At 71.1% G+C, this 15542-nt stretch carries 14 protein-coding genes; 8 read left to right on the forward strand and 6 right to left on the reverse strand.

Annotated features, from left to right (window positions below; all coding sequences use genetic code 11):
- Window positions 1-17: 17 nt before the first annotated feature.
- From ACZ60E_RS32710 to ACZ60E_RS32720, 3 genes are all read right to left on the reverse strand, one after another.
- A complete protein-coding gene (locus ACZ60E_RS32710) occupies window positions 18-701 on the reverse strand; it encodes a PhzF family phenazine biosynthesis protein (protein WP_469445094.1) in 684 nt (227 codons plus the stop codon).
- Window positions 702-777: 76 nt separating this feature from the next.
- Window positions 778-2265 carry an HtaA domain-containing protein gene (locus tag ACZ60E_RS32715; RefSeq protein WP_469445096.1) on the reverse strand — a complete coding sequence of 496 codons (1488 nt, stop codon included), beginning with the start codon at window positions 2263-2265 and terminating at the stop codon, window positions 778-780.
- Window positions 2266-2340: 75 nt separating this feature from the next.
- Window positions 2341-3810 carry an HtaA domain-containing protein gene (locus ACZ60E_RS32720; protein WP_469445097.1) on the reverse strand — a complete coding sequence of 490 codons (1470 nt, stop codon included), beginning with the start codon at window positions 3808-3810 and terminating at the stop codon, window positions 2341-2343.
- Between the two features lie 265 nt (window positions 3811-4075).
- Between ACZ60E_RS32720 and ACZ60E_RS32725 the strand changes: the two genes are divergently transcribed.
- The 7 genes from ACZ60E_RS32725 to ACZ60E_RS32755 all read left to right on the forward strand — a co-directional run bounded on the left by ACZ60E_RS32725 (window position 4076) and on the right by ACZ60E_RS32755 (window position 11835).
- On the forward strand, window positions 4076-5059 hold the full coding sequence (locus ACZ60E_RS32725; RefSeq protein ID WP_469445098.1) for a heme/hemin ABC transporter substrate-binding protein: 984 nt from the start codon (window positions 4076-4078) through the stop codon (window positions 5057-5059).
- Between the two features lie 2 nt (window positions 5060-5061).
- Window positions 5062-6279 (forward strand): FecCD family ABC transporter permease, encoded by a 1218-nt coding sequence (locus ACZ60E_RS32730; protein WP_469445099.1) that lies wholly within the window; start codon window positions 5062-5064, stop codon window positions 6277-6279.
- Window positions 6276-7112, forward strand: coding sequence for a heme ABC transporter ATP-binding protein (locus ACZ60E_RS32735; protein ID WP_469445100.1), 837 nt, complete (start codon window positions 6276-6278; stop codon window positions 7110-7112). The genes ACZ60E_RS32730 and ACZ60E_RS32735 overlap by 4 nt, the downstream gene beginning before the upstream one ends.
- Before the next feature lie 188 nt (window positions 7113-7300).
- The gene (gene efeO, locus ACZ60E_RS32740) at window positions 7301-8461 is read left to right on the forward strand and encodes an iron uptake system protein EfeO (RefSeq protein ID WP_469445102.1); all 1161 of its coding nucleotides are present in this window, start codon (window positions 7301-7303) and stop codon (window positions 8459-8461) included.
- 10 nt (window positions 8462-8471) lie between these two features.
- Window positions 8472-9821 (forward strand): iron uptake transporter deferrochelatase/peroxidase subunit, encoded by a 1350-nt coding sequence (gene efeB / locus ACZ60E_RS32745; protein ID WP_469445104.1) that lies wholly within the window; start codon window positions 8472-8474, stop codon window positions 9819-9821.
- Window positions 9822-9824: 3 nt separating this feature from the next.
- Window positions 9825-10673: an iron uptake transporter permease EfeU gene (gene efeU / locus ACZ60E_RS32750; RefSeq protein WP_469445107.1), complete on the forward strand. Its 849-nt coding sequence runs from the start codon at window positions 9825-9827 to the stop codon at window positions 10671-10673.
- Window positions 10674-10812: 139 nt separating this feature from the next.
- Complete coding sequence (locus ACZ60E_RS32755) at window positions 10813-11835, forward strand: SCO2278 family lipoprotein (RefSeq protein WP_469445109.1); 1023 nt, start codon at window positions 10813-10815, stop codon at window positions 11833-11835.
- Between the two features lie 116 nt (window positions 11836-11951).
- On the opposite strand, the gene ACZ60E_RS32760 is transcribed toward ACZ60E_RS32755, so the two are convergent.
- Window positions 11952-12683 (reverse strand): bifunctional DNA primase/polymerase, encoded by a 732-nt coding sequence (locus tag ACZ60E_RS32760; protein WP_384814091.1) that lies wholly within the window; start codon window positions 12681-12683, stop codon window positions 11952-11954.
- A 169-nt stretch (window positions 12684-12852) separates the two neighbouring features.
- On the opposite strand from ACZ60E_RS32760, the gene ACZ60E_RS32765 reads away from it, so the two are divergent.
- A complete protein-coding gene (locus tag ACZ60E_RS32765; protein WP_453796124.1) occupies window positions 12853-13743 on the forward strand; it encodes a glycerophosphodiester phosphodiesterase in 891 nt (296 codons plus the stop codon).
- Here the strand turns inward: ACZ60E_RS32765 and ACZ60E_RS32770 are convergent.
- Both ACZ60E_RS32770 and ACZ60E_RS32775 read right to left on the reverse strand, forming a co-directional pair.
- A complete protein-coding gene (locus ACZ60E_RS32770; protein ID WP_453796125.1) occupies window positions 13722-14336 on the reverse strand; it encodes a TetR/AcrR family transcriptional regulator in 615 nt (204 codons plus the stop codon). The two genes, ACZ60E_RS32765 and ACZ60E_RS32770, sit on opposite strands and share 22 nt — an antisense overlap.
- 209 nt (window positions 14337-14545) lie before the next feature.
- Complete coding sequence (locus ACZ60E_RS32775) at window positions 14546-15538, reverse strand: small ribosomal subunit Rsm22 family protein (protein ID WP_384812621.1); 993 nt, start codon at window positions 15536-15538, stop codon at window positions 14546-14548.
- Window positions 15539-15542: the final 4 nt, after the last annotated feature.

Here is a 15542-nt window from a genome sequence, read left to right on the forward strand (position 1 = left end):
GCCCCGCCCAAGACGTGTCAGCGTTCCAGGAAGACCCTGCCGCCCAGTTCTATCCAGCCTTCCGGCTGCGGGGCGGTGAGGAGTTGGGAGCCCGTGCCCTGGACGATGTTCAGGGCACGGCCCAGCCGGGCCGTCAGCTGGAGCGCCGCCGCCCCGGTCGCCTCGTCCTCGTCGATGCCGTCACCCCGGCCGGGGAACCCGCGGGCGCGGACCCGGCCGGCCGCCTCGTCCTCCCACGCCCAGGCGTACACCCTCCCCCGGACTTCGTCCGGGGGGACCCCCAACTCGCTTCGCTCCCCCGCCGCCGGCACGGCCAGCGCCTCGACCTCGGCGGCGGTGGCGTACTGCCGCAGCGTGCGGGGCCGCGGCCACTCGGGGCGGGCCTCGATCCAGGTGAACTCGCCGTCCAGCCGCGTGCCCACCACGCCCGCGGGCGTGACGAGTTCGGGTACGTCCAGCAGCCAGGCCACGCCCACGCAGGGGTATCCGGCGAACGGCAGCCGCGCACTGGGCGTGTAGATGTCGATGACCCCGCGCTCGGGGTCATCGACGAACACCGTCTCGCTGAAGCCGAGTTTCGCCGCGAACGTCTGCCGTTCGTCCTGCTCGGGGAGTACGGAACCCTCCCGTACCACCCCGAGTTCATTGCCGTACTCGCCGCGGGGCCCGCAGAAGACCCGCACCACGTCGTAATCAGTCACTCCGGCATTCAAACATCATGACGGCGACGCGTGTGCGGGCACTTCCAGGTCGGGCCGGTCAGGCCGGTCGGGCAGGTCAGGCCTGGGTGGAGTCCGTCAGACGGCGGCGGCGTACGGCGAACACCACGCCCGCGCCCGCCGCGACGGTGGCCGCGGCAGCCGCTCCGAGCGCGCCGACGGGGACGTCGGAGCCGGTGGAGGCGAGGTTGCCGGTCACACCGCCCGTGGTGGACCCGGTCGTACCCGCGCCACCGGTGGTGCCGCCGGTCGTGCCGCCCGTGGTCCCGCCTGTCGTGCCACCCGTCCCGGACGTCGACGTCGGGTCGGGGTCCGGGAGTTCGGCGTCCGCGGTCAGGGCCACCGCGATGTCGACCGGGTCGAGTTCGGCGCCGGTCTGGTAGAAGCCGCCGAAGGCCTCCGCGCCCGCCTTGGTGAGGGTGGTGGTGACGCCGTCGAGGGTGATGACGTCCTTCTCCGCGGTCAGGTCGGCCGACTTGGGCTTGAGTTCGGCGAGGGTCACGTCCTCGGACTTCTCACCGAGGCTGTCGACGTCGGCGGTCAGTTTGCCGGAGCCGCCGTCGATCTCCGCCTTGAGGTCGCTGAGGGTGAGGTCGAGACCGTACGTGCCGTTGTCCTCGTGGCCCTTGAAGTTGACCGAGCCCTTGAAGGAGGCCTTGAGGGTGTCGGCGTCCGTGTCGTAGGTGCCGGTGGCGTCGGGGAAGGTGAAGACGCCGTTGCCGGACGCCTGCTCCGCTCCGCCCGACACGGTGATTTTGCCCTTGGCGACCCCGTCGACGACGTACGTACGGAAGGACTGCTTCACGCCCCAGCCGAGTGTGCCGTAGCTGATGTCCCCCTTGGTGGCGGCCTCGGTGGGCGAGGGCTTCGGGGTCGTCGATCCCGTCGGCTTCGGGGTGGCGGTGGTGGTCGGGGTGCTCGTGGGGGTGCCGGTCGGCGTGGCCGGCGGGGTGGTGGTGTCCGTGGGCGTCGGGGACGGCGACTCGACCTTCTTCTCGACCACTGTCAGGGGGTCGCCGGCCGCGCCCGAGTAGGAGGAGCTGCCGAAGACGTCCCCCGCCTCCTTGGTCAGCTTGGTCGTCATGTCCGTCATGGTGCGGTTGACGGTGACCTCGGCGAGCGGTACGTCCTGCTGGGTCGTACCGGCCTTCGTCACATCGGCGGTGACTCTCGCGTCCTTGCTGTCGAACTTCACGTCGGACAGCTTCAGTTCGAAGCCGTGCGCCTTGGAGACGATGTTCAGGGTGCCCTCGAAGCCGAGCGCGACGGTGTGGGCCTCGGAGTCGTAGCTGCCGGTGCCGTTGACGAAGGTGAACACGCCGTTGTCCTTGGCCTGCGTGGCGCCGGCCTCGGGCGTGAAGGTACCGGCCGCCATGCCGGTCACGTAGTTGCGGTACGACTCTTTGATGCCCCAGGTCAACTCGTAGCCCTTGAGCGGTACTTCGGCGGCGGAGGCGGACGTGACGGCGAGCGCGGTGGCGCCGAGCGTGACGGCGGTCGCGCAGGCTGCGGCAAGGGCTATCGGGCGGCGGCGGTTGGCGGCCATGGTCGTGGATCTCCTCGGTTCGGGGTGCGTTCAGTGTGTGGGGGTCCGCGCAACTCGCGGACAGCGGAGAAGAGTTCAGTTCTCGTCGGGGGCGTCGGGGGCGTCGGGGGCCGCGGCGGTGGCGGTCTGCGGCGTACGGCGCCTGCGGATGATCAGGAAGGCCGCGGCGACCGCGGCCAGGGAAGCGGCCGCGAGGCCGATGGGCAGGACGGGAACGTCCGATTCGCTCGCGGTGGCCTCGGTCTTCGGCTCGGCCTTCTTCGGTTCGGCCGCCGCCGCCTCGGGCGTGGCCGACCGTGCGCTGCCCAGGTCGGGCAGGGCGGGCAGTTCGGCCTTGTCGGTCAGGGCGACGGCGAGGGACACCGGGTCCATCTCCGTGCCCGCCCTGTACATCCCGCCGAAGGCCTCGGCGCCCTTGGCGGTGAGCTTCGCGGGGGCCTCGGTGACCTGGGCGAGGCCGTCCTTCGGCTTGAGATCCTTGGCGGTGAAGGTGACCAGCGGCACCTTCTTGTCCGTCCCGCTCGCCTTGCCCGTGCCGCCGCCGCTCGTGACATCGGCGTACAGCGTGCCCTTGCCGCCGTCCGTGACCTCGGCCCGGATTCCGCCGAGCTTCAGGTCGAGGCCCTGCTCACCGGTGAAGCGGACGGCTCCGGTGAAGGCCGCGTCGAGGGTCCGCTTCTTCTCGTCGTACGTGCCCGAGCCCTCGGGGAAGCGGAAGAGCGCGCCGCCGTCCTGGGCGCCGTCGCTGAGCTTCCACTCGCCCTGCGCGATGGCGCCGGTGACGTACTCGCGGAAGGTCCTGCGCACCCCCCAGTCCACGGCGCCGTTCTCGATCCGGCCCGAAGTCTCCTTCTTGGCCTTCGGCTTGGACGTGGACCCGGTCGGCGAGGGCGACGGTGTGCGGGCCGGTTCGGCGGCAGCCGCCTTCACGTCCGTGGAGAGGCTGACCGGGTCGAGGGCGGTGCCCGCCGTGTAGTAGCCGGCGAAGGACTTGGCGCCCTGCGCGGTCAGCGTGGCGGGCAGGTTGTTCAGCTGGACGGCGTTGCCGCCGCCCTTCATGTCGATGCCGCCCAGGGAGAGGGAGGCGAAGGGCACCTGCGAGGACGTCGTGACCGCCCCGGTGCCCTTCGCCTTGCTGATGATGTCGACGTAGAGCGTGCCGCCGTTGCCCGCGAGGCGGACGGTGGGGCGGCTGATCGTCAGGTCGAGCTGGTAGGTGCCGTTGTCCTCCTTGTGTCCGAGGAAGTGGACACCGCCGGAGAAGCCGGCGTTGAAGGCACCCGAGGAACCGTCGTACGTGCCGGTCGCCGAGTGGAAGCGGAACTGGCTGCCGCCGACCGTGGCCGCGCCCCCGGTGAGGGAGAAACTGCCGTGCGCTATCGGGCCGGTGACGTAGCTCTGGAAGGAGGATTTGATGCCCCAGTCAAGGCGTCCGCCCTGCACGGTCCGGCTCGCCGCGTGGGCCTGGCCGGCCGGGAGCAGCGCCGCGAGTACTGCTGCGCAGAGCAGGGTCACGTGGGTTCGTAGGTGCGGGCGGGCTGGCATGCGTCCTCCGGGGCGGGGGATCTGGCCGGATACGGCTGCGTCCTGGCGGGAAAGGTAAGGCTAACCTAAGCTATGTCCTGCCGGGACGGGAAGCATGGGATGAGACATACGGGGACCGCGGGTTGTTTTTCGACGGACGGTTCACTGACGGTTCGTCGTGGCTTGTCGCGCAGTTCCCCGCACTCCTGACGGGGCGCAGCCCCGCCCGCGTGGGGCCCAGTTGCCGATTTGGCCGATCGAAAGGAACCACACGACCGTGGGACGCATGCGTGGACGAGTGGCGGGTGCGCTGCTTGCGGTGCTTGTGGTGGCGGGGTGCGCCTCCGGTGAGGAGGCACCCGGGACGGACACGAAGGCCCGCGCCGTCGCCGATCGCGTCGAGCCGCTCGCCGGCACGCCGGAGCCCCGACTCCCGGTCACCGTACGGTCGGCCGACGGCCATGACGTCACGGTCGAGGACGCCGAACGCATCGTTCCGCTCTCCGGCAGCCTCAGCGAGATCGTCTTCACCCTCGGTCTCGGCGACCGGGTCGTCGCCCGTGACATCACCGCCACCTTCGCGCAGGCGGAGAAACTGCCGGTGGTCACCCGCAACCACGACGTCTCCGCCGAGAGCGTGCTGTCCCTCAAGCCCGATCTGGTGCTCGCCGAGGCCACCACCGGGCCCGCGGAGGCGATGGGCCAGATCCGCGACGCGGGCATACCCGTCCTCGTCGTCGACCCGGCGCAGGGCCTCGACGACGTGGGCCCGCGTATCGAGGCGGTGGCCCGCGCCCTCGGCGTACCGGCCGCGGGCAAGGAGCTCACCAAGCGCTCCGAGGACCGGATCGCCGCCGTGAGCCAGGACGTTCCGAAGAAGACCGACGCACCGCGTGTCGCCTTCCTCTACCTCCGCGGCTCCGCGTCCGTCTATCTGATCGGGGGCAAGGGCTCGGGAGCCACCTCGCTGCTCGAAGCGGCGGGCGCGGTGGACGCGGGCGCGGAGTCGGGCCTGAAGAAGGACTTCACCGCGATCACCACGGAGGCCCTCGCCCAGGCGGCCCCCGACGCGATCCTCGTCATGTCGAAGGGACTTGAGTCCGTCGGCGGCATCGACGGCCTGGTCAAGATTCCCGGCGTCGCGCAGACCCCCGCCGGGATGGACCGCCGGGTCGTCTCCGTCGAGGACGGCGTACTCCTCAACTACGGGCCCCGCACGGACGCCGTACTGAAGTCCATCGTCGGCCAGTTGTACGGGGACGAGAAGTGAGCGTGACCGACAAGACCGCACCCCGGACTCCCGAGAACCCCGCCGAAACTTCTCCTGCCGGGACTTCCCCTGCCGAGAATCCCTCTTCCGGGACGCCCTCTTCCGAAGCTCCGGCCCCCGAAGGTCCGGCTCCCGAAGCCCCGGCTCCCGACACCCCCGCCGCCTTCGCCCGCGGCGGTGTCACGCGCCCTCGCCGCAGCGTGCCCTGGCTGCTCACGGTCGGCCTGGCCGCCCTCCTCCTTCTCCTCACCCTCGCCTCCGCCGGACTCGGCGCGTACGAGATCCCGCCCGGGGACGTCCTGTCCTCCGTCGCGCACCGCGCCGGTCTCGGCGGTGGCGGACTGGAGCGGGTCCCCGAGTCCGTGCTGTGGAACGTGCGCTTCCCGCGGATCGTGCTCGCGCTGCTCGTCGGTGCCTCGCTGGGCTGCGCGGGCGCGCTGATGCAGGGCGTGTTCGGCAATCCGCTCGCCGAACCGAGCGTCATCGGCGTCTCGGCGGGCGCGGCGGTCGGCGCGGTCGCCGCGATCTCGCTGGGCCTGAGCTTCCTGGGCACCTGGACGATCCCGGTCTTCGCCTTCGTCGCGGGTCTCGGCACCGCCCTGCTCGTGTACTCGACGTCCCGCTCGGGCGGCCGGACCGAGGTCGTGACGCTGATCCTCACCGGTATCGCGGTGAACGCCTTCGCGGGCGCGCTGATCGGCCTGTTCATCTTCCTGGCGGACACCGCCGCGGTGAACCAGATCACCTTCTGGCAGCTCGGTTCGCTCTCCCAGGCGACCTGGCCGAAGGTGCTGGCGGTACTGCCGTGCGCGGTGGCCGGTCTCGCCGTCGCCCCCTTGTACGCACGCAAGTTGGACCTGCTGGCGCTCGGCGAGCGCCCGGCCCGGCATCTGGGTGTGGACGTCGAACGGCTGCGTGTCGTGCTGGTCCTGGTCGTCGCGCTGCTGACGGCCGCGGCCGTCAGCGTCTCCGGGGTCATCGGTTTCGTGGGGCTCGTCGTCCCGCATCTGCTGCGGATGGCCGCGGGGCCGGGCCACCGCTTCCTCGTTCCCGGCAGCGCCCTGGGCGGTGCGGTCGTGCTGCTCGCGGGCGACCTCGCGGCGCGTACCGTCGCCGAGCCCGCCGAGCTGCCGCTCGGGGTGCTGACCGCTCTCTTCGGCAGCCCGTTCTTCTTCTGGCTGCTGCGCAGGACCCGTCGCAGGCAGGGAGGCTGGGCATGAGGAGGCGCAGGGGATGGCTCCGTACGGGGAGCGTGCCGCCCGGTCCCGTGGCCGCCGGTGACGTGCTCGCCGGGGCCGAGGCCCTGCACGTCCGGCTCGGCGCCCGCGAGGTGCTGTCCGGCGTGGACGTCGAGGCCCGCGCGGGCGAGGTGCTGGCACTCGTCGGCCCCAACGGGGCGGGCAAATCAACCCTGTTGGGCGCGCTCGCCGCCGACCTCCCGGCGGCCGAGGGTGTCGTACGCGTCCACGGTCGCCCGGTGTCCGACTGGTCGGCGCGTGAACTGGCCCTGCGCCGGGCGGTGCTCCCCCAGTCCGCCTCGCTCTCCTTCCCCTTCCCGGTCGAGGAGGTCGTACGGATGGGGCGGGCGCCCTGGGCCGGCCGGCCCGAGGAGGCCGAGGACGACACGGCGGTGGCGTCGGCCATGAAGGCGACCGAGGTCACCGAATTCGCGGGCCGGACCTTCTCGGCACTCAGCGGCGGCGAGCGGGCCAGGGTCGCACTCGCCCGGGTGCTCGCCCAGCGGGCGCGGCTGCTGCTGCTCGACGAGCCGACGGCCGCACTGGACCTCAGACACCAGGAGTTGGTGCTGCGGGTCTGCCGCGAAAGGGCGCACGCAGGGGACGCGGTGGTCGTGGTGTTGCACGATCTGGGTCTCGCCGCCGCGTACGCGCACCGGGTGGTGATCCTGTGCGCCGGGCGCGCGGTGGCCGACGGGGCGCCCTCGGAGGTCTTCACCGACCGACTGCTTTCGGACGTCTACAAACAGCCGGTGGAGGTGTTTCCCCACCCGCGCACGGGCGGGGTCATGGTGGCCCCTGTCAGGGGTTCTTGACCCGTCTTTGACCGTTTCGTGGGGGGTGGATAGCGCCTCCGTGACCGTGCCGTGCTCGTACGCCGTCCATGAGAGCTGAATCACTGGACGGGCGGCTTTCAGTCAGGTAAGCCTCAGATAAGTTAGGGCAGCCTCACTGAGCCGCTGTGAAGCAACCGTGTTTCCCCTGTGACCCTCTTGGAGCCTGTATGCGAGCCGTCCGACTCTCCGTCGTCACCGCTGCCGCGACCGCGGCGGCGCTGGCCGCTGTCACGGGTTGCACCGAGAAGAGCGATGCGTCGAGCGACGATCACGTCGTGGAGGTGACGGCGACGGACAGCAAGTGCGAGGTGTCGAAGAAGGAGTTTCCTGCCGGTCACGTCCAGCTCGACGTGACGAACAAGGGCTCCAAGGTCACCGAGGTGTACCTGCTGTTCCCTGATGACCGGATCGTCACCGAGCGGGAGAACATCGGCCCCGGCACCCGGCAGAAGGTCACCGCCGAGGTGAAGGCAGGCGACTACCGGATCGCCTGCAAGCCCGGTATGAAGGGCAAGGGCATCCGGCAGGACGTCACGGTCACCGGCGGCGGCAAGACCGCCAAGCGTGATCCGCGGCTGGATGCGGCGGTGGCCGCCTACCGGCAGTACGCGCAGGAGCAGGCCGACGCGACCCTGCCGAAGGCGAAGGTGTTCGCGGACGCGGTGAAGGCCGGGGACATCGAGGGTGCGAAGAAGGCGTACGCCACCTCCCGGATCGGCTGGGAGCGCACCGAGCCGGTCGCGGAGTCGTTCGGGGACATCGACCCGAAGGTCGATGTGCGTGAGGACGGTCTGGAGGAGGGCCAGGACCCGGAGAAGGACTGGACGGGCTGGCACCGCCTGGAGCGCTCGCTGTGGAAGGACAAGAAGCTCACCGACCGGGACACCGAGCTGGCCGGCCAGCTGATCGTGGACCTCACCGACTGGCAGAAGCGGGTCGGCAAGGCGGAGATCACTCCGACGTCGATGGCCAACGGTGCCAAGGAACTCCTCGACGAGGTCGCCACCGGCAAGGTCACCGGTGAGGAGGAGCGGTACTCGCACACCGACCTGGTCGACTTCAAGGCGAACGTCGAGGGCGCGGAGAAGTCCTACGAGCTGCTGAAGCCGGTGGCGAAGGAGAACGACGCGGCGCTGGTCACCGAGCTGGACCGGCAGTTCGCGGCGCTCGACACCCTGCTGGACACCTACCGCAAGGACAAGACCTCCTACGACTTCACCTCCTACGACAAGGTCTCCAAGGCGGACCAGAAGGAGCTCTCGGACGCGGTGAACGCGCTCGCGGAGCCGCTGTCCAAGCTCGCCGCCGCCGTCGTCGCGAAGAAGTAGGGGGCCGGCCATGACCGACACCCCCGCCGGGAACACCGGGAAACCCACGCCCCCCGGGCAGGTCACATCCTCCGCGCCCACTGCCGCGGCGGCTCCGTCGCGGCGTTCGCTGATCGGCTGGGGTGGTGCCGGGCTCGCGCTGGGTGCCGCCGCGGCCGGTGGCGCGGTGGCGGTGGCCCGCTCGGTCGACGACGCCGAACCGGCCGGGGCCGGGGCTGCCGGGGCGGGGGGTGAGGTCGCCTTCCACGGTGTTCATCAGGCGGGTATCGCCACCCCGGTGCAGGACCGGCTGCACTTCGCCGCGTTCGACGTGAAGACGACCGACCGGGCCGCGTTCGTCCAGCTGCTGAAGGACTGGACGAACGCGGCCCGGCGGATGACCGCCGGACAGGCCGTCGGCGAGGGCGCCTACGGCGGACTCGCCGAGGCACCACCGGACGACACCGGCGAAGCACTCGGCCTCACCCCCTCCCGGCTGACCCTCACCCTCGGCTTCGGCCCCTCCCTCTTCGACAAGTTCGACCTTGCCGGCCGGCGGCCCGAGGCCCTCGTCAACCTGCCGAAGTTCGCCGGCGACAACCTCGACACCACCCGCAGCGGCGGCGACCTGTGCATCCAGGCCTGCGCCGACGACCCCCAGATCGCCGTGCACGCCATCCGCAACCTGGCCCGCATCGGCTTCGGCAAGGTCGTCATCCGCTGGTCCCAGCTCGGCTTCGGCAAAACCTCCTCCACCACCCCCGACGCCCAGACCCCCCGCAACCTCATGGGCTTCAAGGACGGCACCCGCAACATCGCCGGCACCGAAACCGACCGCCTCAAGAAATTCGTATGGGTCGAAGACGCCAACGAGAAGGGGAAGGACGGCGCGGCGGACTCGGCGTGGATGGCCGGGGGTTCCTACCTCGTCGCCCGGCGCATCCGGATGAACATCGAGACCTGGGACCGCACCTCGCTGCAGGAGCAGGAGGACATCTTCGGCCGCGACAAGGGCGAAGGCGCCCCCGTCGGCAAAGCCAAAGAACGCGACACACCCTTCCTCAAAGCGATGCTGCCCGACGCGCACGTGCGCCTCGCGCACCCCGACACCAACGCCGGCGCCACCCTCCTGCGCCGCGGCTACTCCTTCACCGACGGCACCGACGGACTCGGCCGCCTCGACGCGGGCCTGTTCTTCCTCGCCTACCAGCGCGACGTACGCACCGGCTTCATCCCCGTCCAGCGCAGCCTGGCCACCGACGCACTCAACGAATACATCCAGCACGTGGGCTCAGCCGTGTTCGCGATCCCACCCGGCGTCCGCGACAACGACGACTGGTGGGGCCGCACGCTGTTCTCCAAGAACCCCAAGGAGGCGTAGGCCGTGTTCGGCAACTATCTGATCGGCCTGCGCGAAGGACTGGAAGCCAGCCTCGTCGTCTGCATCCTCATCGCCTACCTGGTCAAAACCGGCCGCCGGGACGCCCTCAAGCCCATCTGGACCGGCATCGCGGTCGCCATCGTCCTGGCCCTCGGCTTCGGGTTCGCCCTCGAATTCGGCTCCCAGGAACTCACCTTCGAAGCGCAGGAAGCCCTCGGCGGCTCCCTGTCGATCATCGCCGTCGGCCTCGTGACGTGGATGGTCTTCTGGATGCGCCGCACCGCCCGCCACCTCAAAAGCGAACTGCACGGGCGGCTCGACGCGGCCCTGCAGATGGGCACCGCCGCACTCGTCGCCACCGCCTTCCTCGCCGTCGGACGCGAAGGCCTGGAGACCGCCCTCTTCGTGTGGGCGTCCGTGCGCGCCTCCAACGACGGCACCCAAGGCCCCCTCATCGGCGTAATGCTGGGCATCCTCACCGCGATCGTCCTCGGCTACCTCTTCTACCGCGGCACCGTCCGCATCAACCTCGCCAAGTTCTTCACCTGGACCGGCGCCATGCTCGTCATCGTCGCCGCCGGCGTCCTCGCCTACGGCGTCCACGACCTGCAGGAAGCCGACTTCCTCCCCGGCCTCACCAACAAAGCCTTCGACATCAGCGAAACCATCCCCCCGGACAGCTGGTACGGCACCCTCCTCAAAGGCATCCTCAACTTCCAACCCGACCCCACCGTCCTCCAAGTCGTCGTGTGGGTCCTCTACCTGGTGCCGACGCTGGCGTTCTTCCTGGCGCCCTCGCGGTCCGGCAGAAGCGGGACCAAGTCGCCCGCCCCGGTGCGCGAAGAGGCGTGAGACCGGCGCGCGGAGGGCGCGGTACGTCATCCCGCCGCCCGGGCGGTTCCCGGCCCCGGTAGGGTTCGCCTCCGGGAAACCGGGATCGGGAATCGGGATCGCGAACCGGGATTCGGGACGGGGAAGGTGAAGGGACTCGATGAGCAGGGATCGCAGCCCTCGTAGGTCTCCTGGGCCTCGCAAGCCTCGCGGACTTGGCCGCGGCGCGCTGACGGCGGCCTCCGTGACCGTGCTGACGGTGACGGCGAGCGGGTGCGTGGTGGTGCACGGGGAGCGGGAGATTCTTCCCGGGGCCACGAAGAGCGAGGCCGCACGTGCCCTGCGGGACTTCACCACCGCCTACAACAAGGCGAACGGCGCCAACGACCCGTCCCTGGACGCGGACCGGGTCACCGGCGCTCTCGGGGACATCGACGGGGCGAAGCTGAAGGCCGGCGGCAAGAACCAGCCGGGCGGCAACGCCAACTACGTGCCGCTGAAGCTGACCGACACCGAGTTCACGATCCCGGAGAAGGCCGGCTGGCCGCGCTGGTTCGTCACCGACTCGAAGGCCAACAAGGGCCGCGCCGAGGACCGTTGGCTGATGGTGTTCACCCGCGGCGACGCGAACGAGGTGTGGCAGGTCGCGTATCTGACGATCTCCTCCGCCGAGGCGATACCGACGTTCAAGAAGAACAAGGACGGCTGGGCCGAGCCGGTCACGGCGAACGCGGCGGATCTGGCGGTCGCCCCCGGGAAGCTCCCCCAGCAGTACGCGACGTACCTCAAGGACGGCGGCAGCACCTTCGCGGACGGCGCCCACACCACGAAGTGGCGCTCCGACCGGGCGAAGAGCGCCGCGCGTCCGGGGCTCGCCCAGCAGTACATCGACGAGCCGCTGACGTCCGGCGACTACGCCCCGGTCGGCCTGCGCACGGCGGACGGCGGCGCCCTCGTCTTCTTCACGACCCGCCACTACCAGAAGCAGACGGCGGCCCCGGGTGTCCCGATCAACGTCACCAACGTCGACGTGAAGGCCCTGATGACCGGCGACCCCAAACAGTCCCTGACCCTGGAATCCATCTCCAACCAGGCGGTCCTGGACCCCCCGAAGTCGGCCTCGGACCAAAGAATAAAATTCCTGAGCCGAATCCAGGGCCTGACGGCGGCAAAGGGCGAATAGCCGACCGCCTTCGGGAGCGCGCTTCTAGGGGCGCGGGGAACGGCGCAGTCTTTGGCTTTTAGGGGCGCGGGGAACGGCGCGACCAGCCCCCACTCACCCGCAGACAAAACCCGGCGTCATCCCCGAAGGGGCCACGCAGCAATCTGCTCCCGCTCAACCCCCGCATACCGCGCACATTCATCCGTCAGAACTTCCAGCAAGGACAACGGATCCGGCAACGGATGCTCGGGCCCCCGCACCCACACCACGGAAAGCTCCCCCGGCAACCGGGCCGGAGGCACCAGCACGTACGACCCCCGACAGTGCCACCGAAGCCCCGGATGCTCATCCATCGTCTCGGGATGGCAGTCCAGCTCGCACGGCCACCACTCGTCCTCGTCCTCGGGCGTACCGCGCGTGGCCGTGAAGAAGAGCATCCGGTCGTCCCCGGACAACGCGACCGGCCCCACCTCGATCCCGGAGCCGAGCAGCCGCTCCAGCGCCTCCTGCCCGGCCTCCAGCGGCACGTCCAGCACGTCGTGCACCATGCCGGTCGCGGTGATGAAGTTGGCGAGCGGCTGATGCCGTGCCCAGCGCTCGATCTGCGCCCGGTCGGTCGTGGACTGCGTCTGCCAGGCGAAGGAAACGGGGTGGCGCGCGGGGGTCGGACACCCGACGCGGTCACACGAACACCGGTAGGCGGAGGGATGGGCGGCGGGCGCGAGCGGCAGCCCGGCTCCGGCGGCGGCCAGCAGCAGTTCCTCACGGCTCGCGGAGTCGTCCGCGGCGTCCGTCCGTGGGCGCCGACCGCGCAACCACTGGGAGATCCTGCCCTGCCCGCCGGAGCGGCGGCCCATCTCTGCGCTCATATATTGCCCTCGCCTGGCTGTTGTGCGGACAGCATGCCTCATGCTCCCACCATCCTGCGCTCCGGGGGGCCGGAGCCCACATCCGGGGTAGGTGGGGTGATGCCCGCCCGGGGCAGTGATCGAGTGTCATTGCGTACTTTGACACGATATGCCCGCCTACGGTGTCGGCATGGTCACACGGACTGCGCTGACGGGCATCGCCGGTCTCACGTCACTGGCTCTCGTGGGACAGAGCGGGGCGATCACCCCTCTGGAATGGGGCCCCGGCCCCCTGACGGTGTCGGCGCTGCCCCGCGTCGTCTACACGGCCCACCGCGGCGGCGCCCGCGAGGTGCCGGAGAACAGCATGACGGGCCTCATGACGGCGTACGAGCGCGGGACGGCCCAGGTGCTCGACCTGGACACCCGGATACTGCGGGACGGGACGATGGTGGTCATGCACGACGCCACCCTGAACCGCACGACCTACATGGGCGGGCCCGTGCACGCGCTCGACCGGCGGGACTGGCAGGGGGTACGGCTGCGCCCCAAGGACACGCTCCCCGGGAGCTGGCGCTCGGAACGGCCGCCGACGCTCGCCGAGGTGCTGGACCGGTTCGGCGGGCGGGTGGTGCTGATGCTGGAGGCCAAGGACCCGCGGAGTCTGCGGGCCATCGCCGCCATGCTCAGGGAACGCGGTCTGACGCGTTCGGTGCTGGTCAACTCCAATCATCCCGCCGTGGCCCTGCGCACCCACCGCCTGGGCCTGCTCTCGCAGCTGTGGCGTTCGGCGCACCAGATGCGTACGGACCGGCCCGCACAATGGCGGCCGTTCGTGGACGTCCTGGACGTGGACCACAAGGCCCGGGACCGCGATCTCGTACGGGCCGTGCGGTCCGGCATCCCCCGGGTGTGGGCGCACACGGTGGTGACCCCGGCGCAGCGCGACCGCGCCCTCGCGCTCGGCTGCGACGGGATCATCACGGACGCCCCGGGACGGCTGGCCCGGGTACGGGTCCGGGCCTGGGGCCGGCGTCAGGGGCAGGGGCGGGGCCAGGGTCAGCGAGGGGCGATGCCGTAGAGGGCGTACCCGACGAGCTTGTCCGCGAAGGCGTGGTCGAGCGGTCCTGTGCCCTGGAGCCAGCGCTGGGCGAGGGGCGAGACGAACAGGTCGCGCGCGATGTACGGGTCCACGTCCGCGCGCACCTGGCCCGCGTCCTGGGCTGCCCGCAGGCGTCGTACGTACAGTTCCAGCGAGGGCAGGAGCAGGGTGGCGACGAACTCCTTCGCGAAGGCGGGGTTGCCCACGCCCTCCGCTGCGAGCGCGCGGGCCGGGGCCTCGTAGCGCGGGTCGTTCAGCTCGTCGACGGTGGCACGCAGGACGGTCTTGAGGTCGGCCTCCAGGTCCCCGGTGTCGGGGATGCCGTCCGTTTCCGCCCAGTCCCCGCCCCCGGCCGCCTCCGCCGCCTGGGCGCCCAGGTCGACGAAGGCCTCCATGAGGACCTCGGCCTTCGACGACCACCACCGGTAGATGGTCTGTTTGCCCACGCCCGCGCGGGCCGCGATGGCCTCGATGGTGGTTTTGGGGTAGCCGACCTCTGCTACGAGGGTGAGGGCGGCGGCGTAGATCGCGCGGCGGGACTTTTCGCTGCGGCGGTTGGAGTCGGGAGGCATGCGCCCGAACCTACCAGCACGACAAGACGGGCCGTCTCGCCAAAGACTTTCCTTCGCCCCCGCCGCCCCTACCCTTCCCGTCACTGTGTCCTCAAACGCCGGACGGGCTGAAAATCAGCCCGTCCGGCGTTTGAGGACAAAGGGGGCGAGGGGCGCAGCCCCATGCGTGGACGGGAACGGGTAGGGGCGGCGGGGGCGAGAAAACGCCCCTACTCGGGCTCGGCCGGGGGCCACCCGTCGCCCCATGCCGCGTCCCGTGCCTCCTTGTAGAGGGACCCGTGCCGCTTCGTCACCGTGGAGCGCCCCAGCCCACCCCCCACCTCGCACAGATCCAGCAGCACCTGCCCCTTACGGATCTGGGGCCGCCGCACCACCCGCGCGGCAACCGGCTCCACGGCGAACCGCGTCGCGGCGACATAGCTGAACTTCTCGTCCTCGTAGGGCAGGGAACCGCCCTTGACCTGCCGGTGCAACGAGGACCGGCTCACCCGGGCGGAGAAGTGGCACCAGTCCTCCCCCGGCACGATCGGGCAGGCACCGCTGTGCGGGCAGGGCGCCGCGACGGAGAACCCGGCGCCGGTCAACCGGTCACGCGCGGCGATGACCCGGGCGTACCCGTCCGGCGTCCCCGGCTCGATGATCACGACGGCCCGCGCGGCGGCCACCGCGGCGTCCACGACGGCGCCGCGGCCCGCCTCGGTCAGCTCGCCGAGGACGTACGACACGGTGACGAGGTCGGCGTCCGGCAGGGCCAGCTCCGCGCCGATCCGGGAGCGGCGCCACTCGGCGGACCTCAACTCCGTACTGGCCGAGGCGAGTTCACGGCCGAGGACGAGCGCGGGCTCCGCCCAGTCGAGCACGGTGACCGGCCGCTCCCCGGGCCAGGTGGCGTTCACGGCCCAGGTCGCCGCGCCCGTGCCGCCGCCGACGTCGACGTGGCTGCCCGGCGTCCACTCGGGTGCCGCGTCCGCGAAGGCGGCGAGCGCGGCCCGTACGGCCTCGAAGGTCGCGGGCATCCGGTAGGCGGCGTACGCGGCGACGTCCGCGCGGTCGCGCAGGATGGGGGCGTCGGTCGGGGTGGTGCCCCGGTAGTTCGCGATCAGCCGGTCGACGGCCTGCGCGGCCACCTTGGGCGGCAGTCCGTCGAGCAGGCCCGCGAGGGCCGTGCGCAGGGTCTCAGCTGGGGAAACGGGGGCGGTCACGAGG

This window comes from Streptomyces sp. NPDC102514 (assembly GCF_055584525.1).

Excerpts from the sequence above, each read along its gene's own strand:
- ACZ60E_RS32765 (WP_453796124.1), top strand. The coding sequence starts at position 12,853 with ATGGTCACACGGACTGCGCTGACGGGCATCGCCGGTCTCACGTCACTG.
- ACZ60E_RS32770 (WP_453796125.1), bottom strand. The coding sequence starts at position 14,336 with ATGCCTCCCGACTCCAACCGCCGCAGCGAAAAGTCCCGCCGCGCGATC.
- efeO (WP_469445102.1), top strand. The coding sequence starts at position 7,301 with ATGCGAGCCGTCCGACTCTCCGTCGTCACCGCTGCCGCGACCGCGGCG.
- ACZ60E_RS32755 (WP_469445109.1), top strand. The coding sequence starts at position 10,813 with ATGAGCAGGGATCGCAGCCCTCGTAGGTCTCCTGGGCCTCGCAAGCCT.
- efeB (WP_469445104.1), top strand. The coding sequence starts at position 8,472 with ATGACCGACACCCCCGCCGGGAACACCGGGAAACCCACGCCCCCCGGG.
- ACZ60E_RS32735 (WP_469445100.1), top strand. The coding sequence starts at position 6,276 with ATGAGGAGGCGCAGGGGATGGCTCCGTACGGGGAGCGTGCCGCCCGGT.
- ACZ60E_RS32760 (WP_384814091.1), bottom strand. The coding sequence starts at position 12,683 with ATGAGCGCAGAGATGGGCCGCCGCTCCGGCGGGCAGGGCAGGATCTCC.
- ACZ60E_RS32720 (WP_469445097.1), bottom strand. The coding sequence starts at position 3,810 with ATGCCAGCCCGCCCGCACCTACGAACCCACGTGACCCTGCTCTGCGCA.
- ACZ60E_RS32725 (WP_469445098.1), top strand. The coding sequence starts at position 4,076 with ATGCGTGGACGAGTGGCGGGTGCGCTGCTTGCGGTGCTTGTGGTGGCG.
- ACZ60E_RS32715 (WP_469445096.1), bottom strand. The coding sequence starts at position 2,265 with ATGGCCGCCAACCGCCGCCGCCCGATAGCCCTTGCCGCAGCCTGCGCG.